This window comes from Planococcus koreensis (genome assembly GCF_004761975.1).
Classification (GTDB): domain Bacteria; phylum Bacillota; class Bacilli; order Bacillales_A; family Planococcaceae; genus Planococcus; species Planococcus koreensis.
The window spans coordinates 1-17356 of the sequence record NZ_RQII01000004.1 but is presented as its reverse complement, the minus strand read 5'-3'; the positions used below and the strand labels follow the sequence as shown (position 1 = coordinate 17356).

Below are 17356 nucleotides of genomic sequence, written 5' to 3'. Positions count from 1 at the left end.
GTGAAATGACTAAAACAACCGAAACAACGGGGTATAATGAGCGTTTGGAACAAAAACTTGCAACGATTTTTGCGGGCGGCCATCCCAAATACCATGAAAAAATGAAAGAAAGCAATAAATTATTCGTTCGGGACCGCTTGAAATTGCTGTTTGACGACGAAAACTACGTGGAAGACGGCCGCTTTGCCAACGTCGAAGCGGGCGATTTGCCGGCTGATGGCGTTGTGACGGCAATCGGCAAAGTCAATGGCCAAACCGTTTGTGTTATGGCCAATGATTCGACGGTAAAAGCCGGTTCGTGGGGCTTCCGGACAGTGGAGAAAATTATCCGCATCCAGGAAACCGCTGAGAAAATGCAAGTGCCGATGCTTTACCTGGTCGATTCAGCCGGTGCACGGATTACCGATCAATTGGACATGTTTCCAAACCGTAGGGGTGCGGGGCGGATTTTCCATAACCAAGTAAGAATGTCCGGCATGGTGCCGCAGGTCTGCTTGTTATTCGGACCATCTGCAGCTGGCGGAGCTTATATTCCTGCCTTCTGCGACATCGTCATCATGGTCGAAGGCAATGCTTCGATGTATTTGGGTTCACCGCGGATGGCTGAAAAAGTCATCGGTGAAAAAGTGACGCTTGAAGAAATGGGTGGAGCGCGGATGCATTGTACGGTCAGCGGCGTCGGTGATGTGTTGGTGGCGACGGAAGAAGAAGCGATTTCCGAAGCACGCCGTTACCTGCAGAACTTCCCCGCGAACTTTGCGATGAAGCCGGAAAAAATCGAAGCGAAGGCAGCGAAAGCTGGCCGGACGCTGGAAGCGATTATTCCGGAAAACCAGAACGCACCATTTGATATGTATGAATTGATCGACCAATTAGTCGACGAAGGAAGCTTTTTCGACATCAAGAAATTGTTTGCGGCAGAATTGATTACAGGAATCGCCCGCATTGAAGGCCAAGTCGTCGGCATCCTTGCCAACCAGCCGAAAGTCAAAGGCGGCGTGTTGTTCGGCGATTCTGCCGACAAAGGCGCAAAATTCATCAACTTATGCGACGCCTTTTCGATTCCGCTCTTATTCCTTGCAGATGTGCCAGGCTTCATGATCGGTACGAAAGTCGAGCGCGCAGGCATCATCCGCCACGGCGCGAAATTCATTGCTGCGATGAGTTCTGCGACCGTGCCGAAAATTTCGGTCATCGTCCGCAAAGCTTACGGCGCAGGATTGTATGCAATGGCAGGCCCGGCTTTCGAACCGGACGTCTGCATCGCATTGCCGACTGCACAAATCGCGGTCATGGGCCCGGAAGCAGCAGTCAATGCTGTTTATTCAAATAAAATTGAAGCGATCGAAGATCCGAAAGAGCGCATCAAGTATGTGCAGGAAAAACATCGCGAGTATAAAGAAGAAATCGATATCTACAAATTGGCTTCTGAATTGATCATCGATGAAATTGTGGCTCCCCACCAATTGCGCGGAGTCCTGGCGCAGCGCCTATCCTTCTATGAATCAAAAGAATTGCCGTTGCCATATCGAAAACATGCCATTACTCCTGTATAATAAAATGAAACCAGAAGTCTGCCTTGCTAAGGCAGGCTTCTTTTAAAAAGGTGAAACCATTCTGGCTAGGAGGGGTTGTAATGGAATACGTCGTAGTGGGGGCAGGTTCTGTCGGTATGCTGATGTCCTGCATGCTCCGCGATGCAGGGGCCAGCGTTAAGCTGATCACCCATCGCAAAGAACAGGCGCAATTGATCAATGAGCAAGGCATCAAAAGGGGCAGTGCCTATTATGTTGTCGATGCGTCTGAAAAACTGGAAAACATCAATCGCCATGCGATTGTGCTGCTTGCCGTGAAATACGATGCTCTTGAAGAAATTCTGCCGACCGTCAACAAGGAATGTGCTGAAAATCCCATCGTCTTCCTGCAGAACGGCATGCTGCACCTTGAGTACTTGAAAAGCATGCCTCAGCCGAACATAGCTGCAGGCAGTGTCGAGCATGGGGTGATCCGCATCAGCGATAACGAAATCGAACACACCGGCAAAGGAGTTTTGAATTTGGCTTTGCTGAAAGGCGAGAAAAGGCATTTTTTGCCCTTGCTTGATTTAAGGAGAGTGCTGACCCGCTGGCATGAAGATGCCGATCGCATGCTGTTCCGGAAAGTGCTGCTCAACAGCATCATCAATCCGCTGACAGCGCTGATGGAGATCAAGAACGGCGAATTGCTGACGAACCCCTACGCCTACGAATTGATGAAAGATCTGTATACGGATCTATACAGGGCATTTCCAGATATCGACGCCTTATTGCCATTTGAAGAAGTTACTTCTTTGTGCGCATCAACTGCTGGCAACACGTCGTCAATGCTTGCTGATAAACGGGCCGGCCGGAAGATGGAGATCGACACGATCATCCGCTACACATTGATGCGGTCGCCGATCGAACTGCCGACATTAAAAGCTTTTTATAATTTATTAAAATCAGTCGAGGTTTAACCAATGGATATCTTTTATTCGCTTGGGGCCGTTTTCATTTTCGCCCCTGCCACTGCCTTTATACTAATCGTACTTTTCGCAAGAAAGCGGTTGGGCTATCGCTCAATCGGCTTGGCTGCGGACTTGACCACTTTTCTCTTGTTTTTTTCAATTCCGGTGGCTATCGGAGCCTTATGGGAATTTGACGCTTCATTCATTTCTTATGCGGCAGCGATTATCGTGGCGATTGCCATGCTCATCAATGAATGGAAAAAGTCGAAGGAAATTGAAATCCTGAAACTGGGGCGCAAAACCTGGCGAGTTTATTTTCTGCTGCTCAGCATTGCCCATTGCTTGATCTGGGCAGTGGGAATTGCGTTCGCACTCAACGACTTCTTGACTGCTTGAAGCTTACAAGAAAGGCCTGTGGAAACTCCGCAGCCTGAACTTGTAAGCTTATTTTTTTTCAATGGCGTCCAGGTTTGATATAGTTGTATCTGAATGTAAAGGGAAAAGGGGACATTTTTAAATGAATATAGAGGAACTTTATATAGAACCGGCCAGTAAACTGATGAACGATTACATAAACGGCGAACCCGCGATCGGACAATTTTTTTCTTATAAACCAGACACGGCGCAGTTCAAAGAGCGCTATCAAAAACTGAAAGAGCATCCAGTGGATCGGCACCAGCTCACTGGGATCCTGCGCAATTATATGTCTCCGAACGGTCTTTCCGAGAATGCCGAAAAGAATTTGGCAGCTTTCGAAGCGGGCGCGCCGTCGTAGTTGCGGGGCAGCAGGCAGGCCTTCTTACAGGTCCTTTGTACACTGTCCACAAAGCCATCTCCATCATCGTGCTGGCTAAGCAAGCAGCTGTTGAGTTGGGAACGGACGTCGTACCTGTTTTCTGGATTGCGGGAGAAGACCATGATTTAGCAGAAGTCAGCCACTTGTACCGCGGTATAAACGGCCGGCTCGACAAATTAAATGTCCCACATACTGAATATGGCAAGAATTCTGCTTCCACGGCACAATTGAATAAATCAACGGTCGAAGCCTATTTGAAAGAATACTTCCGTAGCCTGCCAGAGACAGCCTATAGCAAAGAGCTGCAGGCGTTGGTATTTACAAAGTTGGAAAAGGCAGATTCCTACACGGATTTCTTTGCGCTGCTTTTAAACCATTTTTTCAACGAAGAAGGGCTATTGTATATTGACGCTGCGGATACGTCTCTTCGCCAATACGAAACTCCATATTTCGAGGAGATGATCCGGCACTCTGAAGAGATAGCGCATGCCGTTGCCGATACTGAAGCGCAATTGCAGGAAGCCGGGTATGCTGCAGCTATCGGAGCTGAAGAAAATGCCGCCAATTTATTTGTCACGGTGCAGGGCGAGCGGATTCTTCTTCAGCGTGAAGGCGAACGCTTCACAGGAAAAGGAGCGGCTATCGAATACACATTGGATGAACTGCTGGAAATCGCAAGAACATCACCTGAAAATCTCAGCAATAATGTAGTGACCCGTCCATTGATGCAGGAAATGGTCTTTCCGGTCTTGGCTTTTGTAGGCGGGCCAGGCGAAATCGCTTATTGGGCTGCATTGAAAAATGTATTTCAAACAGCAGGGATGGAAATGCCAGTTGTTATGCCGCGTTTGAGCATGACCTTGGTTTCTAGAAAAGTTGAGGCCTTATTGAAGAAATACAATCTGTCAGCCGCCGAAGTAGCAAAAGGCCAAAAAATTCCCGAAATGCGCCAGCATTTGATGGAGTCGATACGCGAAGAACAGGCGGAACAGCTCATTGAAGAACTGGAACAGCAGCTCCAAGCCAAATACATCGAAATCAAAAAAGCATTTTCAACGATAAGTGGGGGATTGGAACCGCTGGTTGAGAAAAACCTGCAATTCCATCAGAAACAACTGCAATTCCTGAAGAACAAATTAGAAGATGAAGTAATTCTGCAGAACAGCACACAATTCGCCCACTTTGATTTGCTGGAACTGGAGCTGCATCCGAATGGCGGCTACCAGGAACGAATTTTCAGCCCGTTCCCGTATATGAATGACTATGGATTGAACCTTGTTAAAGAGCTGCTTGCACTCGATTTTGAATATGACAAAAATCATAAACTCATCTACTTATAAGCACGCAAAGTCTGCCTCGGCAGGCTTTTTTTTGTCTCAAGAAGTGCAATTGGGATTTTTTTCTGTAACATACGTGAAATATTTAAAAAACAAGTGGTGGGAAGTGGGGGATTGTGGTACATTAAAAACAATAAGTGGGGTGGATGGCATGTTCATGGGAGAATATCAACATAGCGTTGATGCTAAAGGACGATTAATCGTTCCGGCAAAATTTCGTGAACAACTCGGGGAGAACTTTGTCATTACCCGAGGCCTGGACCAGTGCTTATTTGGCTACACAATGGATGAATGGATAAAGATCGAAGACAAGCTGAAAGAGCTGCCGGTCACTAAAAAAGACGCACGTGCATTTACACGGTTCTTTTTCTCGGGTGCCTCGGAAGTGGAACTCGATAAACAAGGGCGCGTCAACATACCATCGACCTTGATATCATATGCGAAACTTGAAAAAGAATGCGTCATACTCGGTGTCTCCAATAGATTTGAAATTTGGTCTAAAGATGCATGGGAAGAGTATTTTACGGCATCTGAAGATTCTTTTAATGATATTGCGGAAAATTTAGCGGACTTTGATTTTTAGAAACTGAACGGAGGGAAATGATTGTTCAACCACACCACGGTTTTACTTCACGAGACCGTCGATGGACTGAACATTCGTCCTGACGGCATTTACGTAGACTGCACGCTTGGCGGAGCAGGGCATAGCGAGTATCTGGTGCAGCAATTGTCCGAAAAAGGGCATTTGTATTGTTTCGACCAAGATGCGACAGCGATTGACCATGCCAAGCTGAAGTTGAAAGATTATTTAGACAAGATTACATTTATCCATGCTAATTTTAAATTCATTAAAGAAGAACTGGAAATGCGCGGCATCACGAAAGTGGATGGCATCCTTTATGATTTAGGCGTGTCATCGCCTCAGCTTGATACTCCAGAACGGGGATTCAGCTACCATAATGATGCACCATTGGATATGAGGATGGACCAAACGGCGAAGTTAAGCGCTTACGATGTCGTCAACGAATGGGCATTCGAAGATTTGGTGCGTATATTCTATCGTTATGGAGAAGAGAAGTTTTCCAAGCAAATTGCCAGAAAGATCGAAGCAGCTAGAGAGCTAGCGCCGATTGAAACAACAGGGCAATTGGTCGAATGCATTAAAGACGGGATTCCGGCATTTGCGAGACGCAAAGGCGGACATCCTGCGAAGCGGGTATTCCAAGCAATCCGTATAGCAGTAAATGATGAATTAGGTGCAGCTGAAACGTCGCTGCAAGACGCAATCGAGCTATTGGCCATTGGAGGGCGCATCAGCGTCATCACATTCCATTCGCTTGAAGATAGACTGTGCAAGGCGATTTTCAAAGAACATTCATCAATGCCTGAACTTCCGCCGAACTTGCCTGTCATACCGGAAGGCATGGAACCGATATTAAAGTTGATTACACGCAAACCCATTCTTCCTTCAGCGGAGGAATTGGAGCATAATAACCGTTCGCGATCAGCGAAATTGAGAATTGCCGAAAAAGTGAAAGATCAGAAATAAGATCTAAAAAAGAGAGTTAGGACGTGTTCAAATGGCTTTATATGCAAGAAAAGAAGCATACATACAACAGCCGGCCGTTCCTCAAAACCCTACCCGGGAGCCGGCTAAAAAAAGAAATCTCATTACTAAAGGCGAAAAATTCCTTTACTTGTCATTCGTAGCTGTATTCGTACTGTGCGCTGTTCTTGTGCTGCAAAACCAGTCAGTGATTCAGGCTTCGTCTCAGGAAATACAAACAATTGAACATTCAATCGATGAAAAAGTGAAACAAAATACAGATTTGTCTGTGCAAGTCAGCGAACTATCCAGATACGATCGCATTTGGGCAAAAGCAAAGGAAAGCGGCCTAAAACCAAATGAGCGAAATGTAAAGGTAGTGCCAGGGCAATGAAAAAAAAGTTTCGATTTCAATGGGGAGCCTTTCTGCTGTTTTTAGTTTTTGCAGGGCTCTTTTTCCTTTTAACGGCAAGAATCGTAACGATTCAGGCCACAGGTTCTGTTGAAGGGCAGGAATTAGCCGCAAGAGCTGCAGCGAAATACAGCCAGGAAGAAGTGCTTACAGCCAAACGGGGGAAAATCCTTGACCGCAACGGCGAAGTGATCGCAGAAGATACGTTGACGTATAAAGTCGTTGCCGTCGTGGATGAATCGGCCACACAGAAGGCCAGCAACCCGCGGCATGTAACTGACGTGGAACATACAGCCGAAGTATTGTCTGATTATTTGGATACCCCAGAAGATAAACTTATAAGCATCTTGAATTCCGGAATTGAAAAAGACCGCTACCAAGTCGAATTCGGTGTTGCGGGACGTGAAATCAGCCATACGAAAATGCTTGAAATGAAAGAAGAAAAACTTCCGGGCGTTTTATTCGTCCGGGACTTGAAGCGCCTTTACCCGAACGGTTCTTTTGCCTCTCATTTGATCGGTTTTGCATTGAAAGAAGAGCAAAAGGATGGGCAGATGGTAACGAAAGGGAAAATGGGTCTTGAAGCAATCCACGATGAAGTATTAACTGGAAAGAACGGGAAAATGGAATTCAGCACAGATAAATGGGGCTTTTTACTGCCAAATAGTGAATCGGTGGTAACTCCCGCAGTGGACGGGTCCAATGTCCAATTGACATTGGATAAAACACTGCAGAACTTTTTAGAAGATGCGATGTCCAGCGTTCAAGAAGAATATTCACCGAAGCGCATGATCGCCGTTATTGCGGACCCGAAAACCGGAGAAATTCTGGGAATGTCCCAACGGCCGACTTTCAATCCTAACACGCGGGAAGGCCTGTCCGACAACTGGCTCAATGAAAGCATTGAGTTGACCATCGAACCCGGTTCTCCGATGAAGATGTTTACACTCGCTTCAGCGATTGAAGAAGGAAAATGGGATCCGGATGCTTATTACGAATCGGGGACGTATACCTTGCTTGACCGCACGATTGGCGACCATAATAGCGGGCGCGGTTGGGGAAGCATCACATTTTTGGAAGGATTCCAGCGTTCATCGAACGTTTCGATGGCATACTTGCTCGAGCGCTTAGGACCTGAAAACTTGATGCGGTATATCGACGCGTTCGGATTCGGCGAAAAAACCGGCATTGATCTGCCAAATGAAGCATCGGGAACGATTCTCGACAAATGGCCGATCGATCGATTGACCATGTCTTACGGCCAAGGATCGACGGTCACGCCGGTCCAAATGATCCAAGCTGCATCCGCCATTGCAAATGATGGAACGATGATGCAGCCGTATGTCATCGACCAGATTAAAAACCCGGACACTGGCGAAGTAACCAAGAAAAGCGAACCGACCGAAGCTGGCAATCCGATTTCAGCCGAAACGGCAAAACAGGTGAGGGAAATCCTGGCTTCCACTGTAACTTCGGAGGCGGGGTCCGCACGCGGTTTTGCGCTGCAGGATTATACGGTAGCCGGCAAAACCGGAACGGCGCAAGTTCCTGGAGAAAATGGGCTGTATAAAACCGGACGAAACAAGTACCTATTCTCATTTTTGGGTGTGGCTCCGGCTGAAGATCCGGAACTGCTCATTTATATTGGTGTTCAGGAGCCTGAACTGCCGGCAGACGAGTATGGCTCAGTGCCAGTTGCAAAAATCTTTACCTCTGTCATGGAGAACGGGCTTAAATACATGAATATTAAACCGAAAAATGCAGAAACTGTAAAAAAAGCGGAACTGGAAGATTATACCGGTCTTGAGTCAGCGAAAGTTGCTGAGCAGCTTACCGCTAAAGGCCTGAAAGTCATTTCAACTGGCGCCGCCTCTAAGGTGGAAGGCCAATACCCGCAAGCTGGAGAAACGATTGTCGAAGGCGGCACAGTGATTTTAAAAACGGCGGGCGAAACGGCATTGCCGGACTTTACCGCCTGGTCTAAACGAGACTTGCTGGCGTTCCAATCGCTCAGCGGCATCTCACTGGAGATTGTCGGCGAAGGCTACGCCGCAAGCCAGAGCCTGACACCGGGCTCGGCAATAACAGAAGGGGAACCGGTCGTTGTGCAGATGCTGACGCCGGAAGAATCGTTCCAAGTGCAAATGACCGATGGCATGGAAGGGATTCCAGCGGAAGAAACCGCTGAACCTGAAGTTGTGCCGGAAACGCCTCCTGCTGATGAATCGGCAGAAGGCGAATCGGCTGAAACAGAACAAAATGAACAAGCACCAGCTGAAGATTCAGCCCAATAATTTAATGTTTAAAGGAGCTCTTTGCTAACATGAATGGATATATATTGCTTGGATTTGGAATTGCTTTTTTGCTCACGGTTGCCTTAATGCCTATTTTTATCCCGCTTTTAAGAAGGATGAAATTTGGCCAGAGCATCCGTGAAGAGGGGCCAGAGTCCCATATGAAAAAAACGGGGACGCCTACAATGGGCGGCCTTGTCTACTTGATCGCGATCATCATTACTGTATTGGGGGTCGCGCTTTTTGCGGACCGGATGTCACAGGAAATCACCATCCTGCTGCTGGTTTTATTCGGCTACGGGTTGATCGGATTTTTGGACGACTTTATCAAAGTGGTCTTGAAGCGGAATCTCGGGTTGACATCACTGCAAAAATTGATTGCCCAGATCGTTATTGCCGTTATTTCGTTTTTCCTATTGAACGGCACTGAATTCGACACAGCGGTGTATATTCCGTTCACTGATTTCTCTATCGAGTTATCTATGCTGTATGTGTTATTTATCATATTCTGGCTTGTCGGCTTCTCGAACGCCGTCAATTTGACAGATGGCCTGGACGGATTAGTGGCTGGAACTGCATCAATCGCTTTTGCTGCGTTCGGCGTCATTGCCATCATACAGGAACAAGAAGGCATTGCCATGTTCACCTTCGCGGTAGCAGGCGCGCTCTTAGGCTTTCTGGTGTTCAATAAATACCCGGCTAAAGTCTTTATGGGCGACACGGGATCTCTTGCCCTCGGAGGGGCTCTTGCAATGGTCTCGATTTTGTTGAAGCAGGAATTGCTGCTGCTCATCATCGGCTTGGTCTTCGTCATTGAAACGGCGTCTGTTATTTTGCAGGTCGGCAGTTTCAAATTAAGAAAAAAGCGGATTTTCAAAATGAGTCCGATTCACCACCATTTCGAATTGAGCGGCTGGTCCGAATGGAAAGTCGTTACTGTCTTTTGGGCAGTAGGGCTTGCTGCAGCGGTTATCGCAGTTGCGCTGGAGGTTTTATAAAATGAAACAAGTTGAACAGGTTTTCCATAAAAAAGTGTTGGTGCTTGGATTAGCGAAAAGCGGCTTTACAGCGGCGCGCATCCTGCATCAGTTAGGTGCATTTGTTACAGTGAATGATTCAAAGCCATTCGAAGCGAACCCGGAAGCTCAGGAATTATTGAATTTGGGCGTTACGGTCATTTGCGGAAGGCATCCAGAAGATTTGCTTGATGAAGGATTTGAATTGGTTGTCAAAAACCCAGGAATTCCGTATTCCAACGTCATCATTGAGTCCGCTGTCGAAAAAGGGATTCCAATCTGGACAGAAATCGAACTTGCTTATTTGATCAGTGAAGCGCCGTTTATCGGCATCACCGGTTCGAACGGCAAAACGACCACAACGACGCTGTTGTTCCATATGCTTAACCAGGATAAGAAAAAGCCTTTGATTGCGGGCAATATCGGTACAGTCGCAAGCGGTGTGGCGGAAAAAGCAACACCGGATAACGTCATCGTCACAGAACTTTCGTCGTTCCAATTAAAAGGCGTTGAAAAGTTCCGTCCTCATATTGCAATCATTACAAACCTGTATGAAGCTCATTTGGATTACCACGGTACAGCGGGTGATTACGTCGGATCAAAAATGAAAATCGCAGCCAATCAGCTTCCTGAAGATTTTTTCATCTACAATGCAGACCAGCCTATGCTTGCTGATTTCGCGGCTGGATGCCGTGCACAATTGATTCCGTTCACGCTGAAAGGCCGCACGGAAGAAAGCATCAGTGCGGATGACCGCTTTATCTACTGGCAAGGCGAGGCCTTGATTGAACGTTCGAAAATCTTGTTAGGCGGCCAGCATAATTTAGAAAATATTTTAGCAGCCACAGCGGCTGCGTTATTATGGGGCGGCACGAAAGAAACTATTATCCGCGTCCTGACGTCATTTACAGGTGTAAAGCACCGTTCACAATTCGTCCTTGAATGGAAAGGGCGCAAATTCTACAACGACTCGAAAGCGACAAATGCACTTGCTACGAAAAGTGCTTTGGAGGCTTTCCCAGGCCAAATCATTTTGTTGGCCGGCGGGCTCGAACGCAATCATTCTTTGGAAGAATTGCGTCCGTTCATGCCTCGGGTCAAAGCGCTTATTACATTTGGCGAAACTGCCGGCCGGTTTGCGGAATTCGCATCGGCTAACGGAGTTCCAACAGTCGCAAAAGCGGAAGATATGCTGGAAGCCGTTGAAAAAGCGGTCGGCAACTCACAAAGCGGCGACACGGTATTATTATCACCGGCTTGTGCAAGCTGGGACCAGTATGAAAATTTTGAAATCCGCGGCGATGCGTTTATCGATGCGGTACAGCGTGTAACGCAAGCAAACGACTAAAAGATAAGGAGCAGCGAGTATGGACAAAGTGATTGATATCGAAGAACGCATCCCGACGCTCCGTGAGCGGCGGAAAAAAAGAACCAATCGCAAGTTCGTGGCGCTGCTGACCATTTTTCTTTTGTTGCTGGTTGTGGCCATCTACAGCCAGACAAAATACAGCAAACTTCAGGATGTTGCGGTGGCGGGCGCTAATCTTTACGCGCCGGTCGATTACCAGCAAGCCAGCGGCCTGGAATTTGGAGATTCGATGTGGAGCTTCACTGAAAAAGAGATTGAAGAAAAATTGAACGGCCTCGAATGGGTAAAAGCTTCAAGGGTCGAAAAAAAATGGTTGACTGGTTTGGAAATCTACATTGCAGAACACGAAAAAATAGGCTACCTGGATAACGAAACCGGTTATCAGATGGTTTTATCAAACGGATATGCTTTGGAAAAGCCCGTAGATTCAGTCAGCGGTCCGATTTTCACCAATTTTGAAAATGATGAAACCCGCCAGAAACTAGCGGCGCAGTTAACCGACGTCGATTCTGAGGTTTATAACCTCATTTCCCAGATTACGTTGAATCCGGAAGAAAGTTCACCTTTGGTGAGCCTGTATATGAACGATGGCAACGAAGTCAAAGGGACGTTAAGCACGTTGGCGGAAAAACTGAATTATTACCCCTCAGTTATTGCGCAGCTCGATGAAGGGCAAAAAGGCGTAATTGACATGGAGGTCGGAATCTTCTTCCGCTCATATGACGACATGTACGGGCCTCCGAAAGAAGGTGAAGATGATGAAGAACCCGAAGAAGAGTAATCGGCGTTTCAGCAAATCAATTATTTTTTCGCTGGTTTTTCTGGTGTTGGGCTTTATCATGGCTTATTCCTTCAGCCTATCCCAAGCTGAAAAAAACAAGAGCGGCTACACAGGCGGTGCATTTTTCGAGCAAGAAGAGCGCTTCCGCGGCCAATTGATCGAACAACAAGAACGAAATAAAGACCTGCGGGCCGAATTGGAAGAAAAACAGGCGGCAGTCCAGAAATACGAGCAATCTTTTTCTGATGGGCCAGACCGGTTCAGTGATTATGCGGATGAAGCAGAATCGCTGCGCCGCTATGTCGGAGCTCTGCCAGTGGAAGGGGACGGCTTGAAAGTGACGCTGCAGGACGGCGAATATGATGGCAATTCGGAAAACCCGAACGATTATATCGTCCATGAAAGCCATGTGTTCCAAGTCATCAACGAGCTTTACATTTCCGGAGCGCAAGCCATTTCCGTCAATGGCCAGCGCATAGATGGAAATTCCTATATTGTCTGCACTGGACCGGTAATAACGGTCGATGGCGTTCAGTATCCGGCACCGTTTACAATTGAAGCGATCGGCAAATCCGATGTGCTCGAATCTTCCATGAAACTTTCAGGCGGCGTCATGGATCAGCTGCTCAACGATAATATCATCGTCACGCTGGATATGGGCCAGAAAATATCCATGCCTGCCATGCTATCAGAATCTTGAGTAAAGGGGAGCCATCATGAAAAAAATCATATCTTTCCGGTTTTCGCTGATTTTATTCATCATCGGCTTAATGACGGCCATCCAATACAATACCTTGAACGAACCGAACTCACGGGATACGCGCGATGTTTGGGAAGTGCGGCAGGAACTTTCGCGTGAAAAGCAGCTCCACTCGGAATTGCTATCGGAAATCGGCCAGCTGTCAGAAACTTTATCCAAGTACGAAGACGCGGCGGACCAGAGCCCGGAACAGGCATTAGTCGAAACGGTAGAGGATTTGCGAAAGACTGCGGGGCTTACGGAAACGGCCGGCCCAGGAATTGAGGTGTCAATAGAACCTTCGCCTGAAGCGGTCGCTTTGGGGCAGAATATCGAAGGCATTGCTCCTGACTTGCTGATCCGGTTTGTAAACGAAATCAACCGATTTAATGGATTATATGTATCGATCGATGGCAACCGGATAGTCAATACAACGGCAATCCGTGACATCAACGGCAGGACGACGGTGAACACGGTGCCAATCCAGACGCCGCCGTTCAACATAAAAATCGTAGCGAATTCCATGGAAGACACAGAAACGCTTTATAACCATTTGCTGTCGTCTCCGCTGCGCGATGATTTCTATATCGACGATCTGATCGTTGAAGTATCAGAACCGACTGCTGAATTGGCAATCGAAGCGTACGGCAAAGACATTGATTATAATCTGCTAGAGGAAGCAAAGGAGTAGTATAGATGTGGCTATCCATTTTGGGCTTAATATTGGGAATATCATTAGGATTGCTGACGGACATCCAAATCCCTCCTGAATATGCGAACTATCTGTCGATAGCGGTTCTGGCCTCCCTGGATACATTGTTCGGGGGAATAAGGGCCCATTTACAGCAGGTGTATGATGATAAGGTATTTGTATCGGGTTTTTTCTTTAACATCGCCCTTGCCGCCGGCCTCGCTTTCTTAGGGGTGCATTTAGGAGTGGATCTTTACCTCGCTGCCATTTTTGCATTCGGTGTGCGGCTGTTCCAGAATATCGCTGTCATCCGGCGCATAATTTTGACGAAATGGGCAGAGAAAAAAGAATTGCGCGAAACACAGGGGTGAATTGTAAGGAAATTTACAAACTTCTGCTGTTTTGCTTAGACAAGGTGCACAATTTACAATAGAATGAAACTAATGAAGTTAATTTAAGGAGGTGCCACGAATTGAGTCAATCAGAATTATATGTAAGCCTAGACATCGGTTCGTCATCCGTTAAAGTACTTATCGGGGAAATGGCCAATAAATCATTGCACGTTATCGGAGTAGGAAACGTAAAATCAAATGGCATAAAAAAAGGTGCGATTGTTGATATAGATGCAACAGTTCAATCGATTAAAAAAGCTGTCGACCAAGCAGAGAGAATGATCGGCAAGCAGATCCACGAAGTGGTTCTAGGCATTCCTGCCAATAAAGCCATGCTGCAGCCGGTAAAAGGCGTAGTTGCCGTAAACAGCGAAGACCGCGAAATTACGGATGAGGATTTGGACCGCGTAATGGATGCGGCGCAAGTCATCTCAATTCCGCCAGAACGCGAAATCGTCAACATCATTCCTGAACAATACATTGTCGACCATTTGGACGAAATCAAAGATCCGCGGGGTATGATTGGGATTCGCCTTGAAATGGATGGTACAATGGTTACGACATCGAAAACCGTTTTGCACAACGTTCTAAGATGCGTTGAACGTGCTGGCCTTTCGATTCGTGAAATTTACATGCAGCCATTGGTTGCCGGTTATTATGCTTTAACTGAAGATGAAAAAAATCACGGCACGGCCTGCATCGATATCGGTGGAGGATCGACATCGATCGCTGTTTTCCAAGACGGCCACTTGACAGCTTCATCAGTCATACCTGTCGGCGGCGAGCATGTCACAAAAGATTTATCGATCGTCTTGAAAACACCGACAGAACAAGCAGAAAAGATCAAGCTGGAACATGGCCACGCGTTCTACGACGATGCATCTGAAGATGAATTGTTCGAAGTTCCTGTGATCGGTTCAGATACGAAAGAGCAATATAGCCAGAAATACATATCTGAAATCATCGGGGTCCGCCTGGAAGAACTTTTTGAATTGATTTTAGATGAGCTTTACCGCCTTGGCGTCCAAGACCTTCCAGGAGGCGTCGTATTGACTGGCGGAATGGCGAAATTAGAAGGGCTGCCGGAATTGGCTCGCCACATTCTTCAAACCCGTGTCCGTTTGTTCGTGCCGGAATTCATCGGCGTCCGCGAACCACAGTACACGACAGCAGTTGGGCTTATCCAATACGCGTACATGGAAGATATGTTCTATGGCCGTTTAGGAGCGAGCGCTGCATTGACAGAGTCAGCGAAAATCGAGCAAGAACACCATCCTAAAAAACAGCCAAAACAGCCTAAGGAAAATACTGAAGGCGTCGTTTCAAAAGCTAAGAAAATGTTTGACCGATTCTTCGAATAAAATGAACATTGCATCATGCTTACTTTAAAAGCGGAGCAATTTTAGGAGGAAAAAGAATGTTGGAATTTGATACATCAATTGATGCTATGGCAATAATTAAAGTTATCGGTGTCGGCGGCGGCGGAAACAACGCTGTCAACCGCATGATCGAACACGGAGTCCAAGGTGTAGAATTTATCGCAGTCAACACTGATGCTCAAGCGTTAAACTTATCCAAAGCGGAAGTCCGCCTGCAAATCGGCGGCAAATTAACGCGCGGCCTTGGTGCTGGAGCTAACCCTGAAGTCGGCAAAAAAGCGGCTGAAGAAAGCAAAGAACAAATTGAAGAAGCATTGCGCGGCGCGGATATGGTATTCGTAACTGCCGGCATGGGCGGCGGTACTGGTACCGGTGCTGCACCAGTCATCGCTGGAATCGCTAAAGAACTTGGGGCTTTGACGGTAGGGGTCGTAACACGCCCATTCACTTTCGAAGGCCGCAAGCGTTCTACACAAGCAATCAGCGGAATCAGCACGATGAAAGAATCGGTTGATACGCTTATCGTCATTCCGAATGACCGTTTGCTTGAAATCGTCGACAAGAGCACGCCGATGCTTGAAGCATTCCGTGAAGCGGATAACGTTTTGCGCCAAGGTGTCCAAGGTATCTCAGATTTGATCGCAGTTCCTGGATTGATCAACCTTGACTTTGCTGACGTTAAAACAATCATGTCGAATAAAGGTTCTGCATTGATGGGGATCGGTGTTTCTTCTGGTGAAAACCGTGCTTCTGAAGCAGCGAAAAAAGCCGTTTCAAGCCCGTTGCTTGAAGTATCCGTCGATGGCGCTAAAGGTGTTCTTATGAACATCACGGGCGGATCGAACTTGAGCTTGTACGAAGTCCAAGAAGCAGCGGACATCGTTGCATCGGCATCTGACGAAGATGTAAACATGATTTTCGGATCTGTCATCAATGACAATCTGAAAGATGAAATTGTTGTCACTGTAATTGCTACAGGTTTCAACGAAGAGCAGGTACAACCAAGAACGCCGCGGGGCTCTGGATTGAATTCTAGCCGCGTACAGTCTATCCAGCAGCAGTCTCCGCCGCCTTCACTACGTGAATCGCGCCGCGAAGAACAGCGCCGTGAAGACCACGCGCCTTCTTACCAACAAGAGCCTGTGCGCCAGGAAAAACAACAGGATGATGCACTAGACATCCCGACATTCTTGCGCAACCGACAAAAGAGACGCTAATCACAACAGCTGCCGAACCGGCAGCTGTTTTTTTATTGCGCTTAAAAGAGGTCATCGCGTTGCTGCCAAAGCGGAAAGACAATGACGGCAGAGCTTAATTGATAAATATGCCTATACTTGGTACAATAAAGTGAAACTTCAAGCAGCAGGGCCAATAAATGGTCAGGCTTAGTGGCAATTGGTTTTGATGGGCTTTTGCCGATTGGGATTGATTGAACATCCTTAGAAAAGTTGTGAATAAATGAACGCGATAAAACCGGTTTTTGAAAATATTACTAACGAATTAAATAGCATCCGCCCAGGGATCAACATTATTGCGGTGACGAAACAGGTCGGTGTTGAAAGGACTCAAGAAGCAATCGATGCCGGCATCCGGCATCTTGGCGAAAACCGTCCGGAAGGACTTGCCTTGAAGCTCCAATCTATAGACGCCGGCGTCTCGTGGCATTATATCGGCAATCTGCAGACCAGAAAAGTGAAAGACGTCGTCAATAACATCGACTATCTCCATTCACTTGACCGCCTGAGCCTGGCGAAGGAAATTCAGAAACGGGCAGAAAAACCATTGAAATGCTTTGTGCAAGTGAATGTCTCCAACGAAGAAACCAAAAGCGGAATATTGCCGGAAGAGACACTGGATTTTATCCGTTCGCTTACAGCCTTTGATAAAATCCAGGTGGTCGGGTTAATGACAATGGCGCCGAACACCAGTGACAGTGCTTTGATCCGCACTGTGTTCAAAGAGCTTAAATCGCTTCAACTTCAAGTGGCCGCAGAAAAGATGGAGCACGCCCCGTGTACGGAATGTTCTATGGGTATGTCCAATGATTACGTCATTGCCGCCCAAGAAGGAGCAACTTTTGTTCGCATAGGTACTGCATTAGTAGGGTCGGAAAGTGAGG

Annotated in this window: 18 protein-coding genes; all 18 read left to right on the top strand. The window is 47.1% G+C overall.

What is annotated here, in order from left to right; genetic code table 11:
• Positions 1-5 precede the first annotated feature (5 nt).
• Positions 6-1556, top strand: a complete 1551-nt coding sequence (locus EGV91_RS00555) for an acyl-CoA carboxylase subunit beta (protein WP_135500224.1) — start codon at positions 6-8, stop codon at positions 1554-1556.
• Between the two features lie 80 nt (positions 1557-1636).
• Entirely contained in the window at positions 1637-2494 is an 858-nt protein-coding gene (locus EGV91_RS00550) for a ketopantoate reductase family protein (RefSeq protein WP_135500223.1), read from the top strand.
• 3 nt (positions 2495-2497) lie between these two features.
• Complete coding sequence (locus EGV91_RS00545) at positions 2498-2881, top strand: DUF3397 family protein (RefSeq protein ID WP_135500222.1); 384 nt, start codon at positions 2498-2500, stop codon at positions 2879-2881.
• Between the two features lie 121 nt (positions 2882-3002).
• Positions 3003-3260: a bacillithiol biosynthesis protein BshC gene (bshC, locus tag EGV91_RS17430; RefSeq protein WP_277751525.1), complete on the top strand. Its 258-nt coding sequence runs from the start codon at positions 3003-3005 to the stop codon at positions 3258-3260.
• 35 nt (positions 3261-3295) lie between these two features.
• Positions 3296-4621 (top strand): bacillithiol biosynthesis cysteine-adding enzyme BshC, encoded by a 1326-nt coding sequence (gene bshC, locus EGV91_RS00540; protein ID WP_277751524.1) that lies wholly within the window; start codon positions 3296-3298, stop codon positions 4619-4621.
• A 148-nt stretch (positions 4622-4769) separates the two neighbouring features.
• Positions 4770-5201, top strand: a complete 432-nt coding sequence (mraZ, locus tag EGV91_RS00535; protein WP_135500281.1) for a division/cell wall cluster transcriptional repressor MraZ — start codon at positions 4770-4772, stop codon at positions 5199-5201.
• Positions 5202-5222: 21 nt separating this feature from the next.
• Positions 5223-6167 (top strand): 16S rRNA (cytosine(1402)-N(4))-methyltransferase RsmH, encoded by a 945-nt coding sequence (rsmH, locus tag EGV91_RS00530; protein ID WP_135500221.1) that lies wholly within the window; start codon positions 5223-5225, stop codon positions 6165-6167.
• 31 nt (positions 6168-6198) lie between these two features.
• Positions 6199-6558: a cell division protein FtsL gene (gene ftsL / locus EGV91_RS00525; RefSeq protein WP_135500220.1), complete on the top strand. Its 360-nt coding sequence runs from the start codon at positions 6199-6201 to the stop codon at positions 6556-6558.
• The gene (locus tag EGV91_RS00520; protein ID WP_135500219.1) at positions 6555-8870 is read left to right on the top strand and encodes a penicillin-binding protein; all 2316 of its coding nucleotides are present in this window, start codon (positions 6555-6557) and stop codon (positions 8868-8870) included. The genes ftsL and EGV91_RS00520 overlap by 4 nt, the downstream gene beginning before the upstream one ends.
• Before the next feature lie 29 nt (positions 8871-8899).
• Positions 8900-9868: a phospho-N-acetylmuramoyl-pentapeptide-transferase gene (gene mraY / locus EGV91_RS00515; RefSeq protein WP_135500218.1), complete on the top strand. Its 969-nt coding sequence runs from the start codon at positions 8900-8902 to the stop codon at positions 9866-9868.
• Position 9869: 1 nt separating this feature from the next.
• Positions 9870-11234, top strand: a complete 1365-nt coding sequence (murD, locus tag EGV91_RS00510) for a UDP-N-acetylmuramoyl-L-alanine--D-glutamate ligase (protein WP_135500217.1) — start codon at positions 9870-9872, stop codon at positions 11232-11234.
• Between the two features lie 19 nt (positions 11235-11253).
• Positions 11254-12036: a cell division protein FtsQ/DivIB gene (locus EGV91_RS00505; RefSeq protein ID WP_135500216.1), complete on the top strand. Its 783-nt coding sequence runs from the start codon at positions 11254-11256 to the stop codon at positions 12034-12036.
• On the top strand, positions 12014-12736 hold the full coding sequence (locus EGV91_RS00500) for a DUF881 domain-containing protein (protein WP_135500280.1): 723 nt from the start codon (positions 12014-12016) through the stop codon (positions 12734-12736). The genes EGV91_RS00505 and EGV91_RS00500 overlap by 23 nt, the downstream gene beginning before the upstream one ends.
• Positions 12737-12752: 16 nt before the next feature.
• Positions 12753-13466 carry a DUF881 domain-containing protein gene (locus tag EGV91_RS00495; RefSeq protein ID WP_135500215.1) on the top strand — a complete coding sequence of 238 codons (714 nt, stop codon included), beginning with the start codon at positions 12753-12755 and terminating at the stop codon, positions 13464-13466.
• A 5-nt stretch (positions 13467-13471) separates the two neighbouring features.
• Positions 13472-13837: a small basic family protein gene (locus tag EGV91_RS00490; protein ID WP_135500214.1), complete on the top strand. Its 366-nt coding sequence runs from the start codon at positions 13472-13474 to the stop codon at positions 13835-13837.
• Positions 13838-13938: 101 nt separating this feature from the next.
• On the top strand, positions 13939-15219 hold the full coding sequence (ftsA, locus tag EGV91_RS00485; RefSeq protein WP_135500213.1) for a cell division protein FtsA: 1281 nt from the start codon (positions 13939-13941) through the stop codon (positions 15217-15219).
• Positions 15220-15275: 56 nt separating this feature from the next.
• Positions 15276-16454, top strand: coding sequence for a cell division protein FtsZ (ftsZ, locus tag EGV91_RS00480; protein ID WP_135500212.1), 1179 nt, complete (start codon positions 15276-15278; stop codon positions 16452-16454).
• 241 nt (positions 16455-16695) lie between these two features.
• On the top strand, positions 16696-17356 hold a 661-nt coding region (locus EGV91_RS00475; protein WP_135500211.1), incomplete at its 3' end, for a YggS family pyridoxal phosphate-dependent enzyme.

What these genes read in the sequence shown, in the direction of transcription:
- EGV91_RS00555 (WP_135500224.1), top strand. Translation starts at nt 6, where the DNA reads ATGACTAAAACAACCGAAACAACGGGGTATAATGAGCGTTTGGAACAA.
- EGV91_RS00550 (WP_135500223.1), top strand. Translation starts at nt 1,637, where the DNA reads ATGGAATACGTCGTAGTGGGGGCAGGTTCTGTCGGTATGCTGATGTCC.
- EGV91_RS00545 (WP_135500222.1), top strand. Translation starts at nt 2,498, where the DNA reads ATGGATATCTTTTATTCGCTTGGGGCCGTTTTCATTTTCGCCCCTGCC.
- bshC (WP_277751525.1), top strand. Translation starts at nt 3,003, where the DNA reads ATGAATATAGAGGAACTTTATATAGAACCGGCCAGTAAACTGATGAAC.
- mraZ (WP_135500281.1), top strand. Translation starts at nt 4,770, where the DNA reads ATGTTCATGGGAGAATATCAACATAGCGTTGATGCTAAAGGACGATTA.
- ftsL (WP_135500220.1), top strand. Translation starts at nt 6,199, where the DNA reads ATGGCTTTATATGCAAGAAAAGAAGCATACATACAACAGCCGGCCGTT.
- EGV91_RS00520 (WP_135500219.1), top strand. Translation starts at nt 6,555, where the DNA reads ATGAAAAAAAAGTTTCGATTTCAATGGGGAGCCTTTCTGCTGTTTTTA.
- mraY (WP_135500218.1), top strand. Translation starts at nt 8,900, where the DNA reads ATGAATGGATATATATTGCTTGGATTTGGAATTGCTTTTTTGCTCACG.
- murD (WP_135500217.1), top strand. Translation starts at nt 9,870, where the DNA reads ATGAAACAAGTTGAACAGGTTTTCCATAAAAAAGTGTTGGTGCTTGGA.
- EGV91_RS00505 (WP_135500216.1), top strand. Translation starts at nt 11,254, where the DNA reads ATGGACAAAGTGATTGATATCGAAGAACGCATCCCGACGCTCCGTGAG.
- EGV91_RS00500 (WP_135500280.1), top strand. Translation starts at nt 12,014, where the DNA reads ATGAAGAACCCGAAGAAGAGTAATCGGCGTTTCAGCAAATCAATTATT.
- EGV91_RS00495 (WP_135500215.1), top strand. Translation starts at nt 12,753, where the DNA reads ATGAAAAAAATCATATCTTTCCGGTTTTCGCTGATTTTATTCATCATC.
- EGV91_RS00490 (WP_135500214.1), top strand. Translation starts at nt 13,472, where the DNA reads ATGTGGCTATCCATTTTGGGCTTAATATTGGGAATATCATTAGGATTG.
- ftsZ (WP_135500212.1), top strand. Translation starts at nt 15,276, where the DNA reads ATGTTGGAATTTGATACATCAATTGATGCTATGGCAATAATTAAAGTT.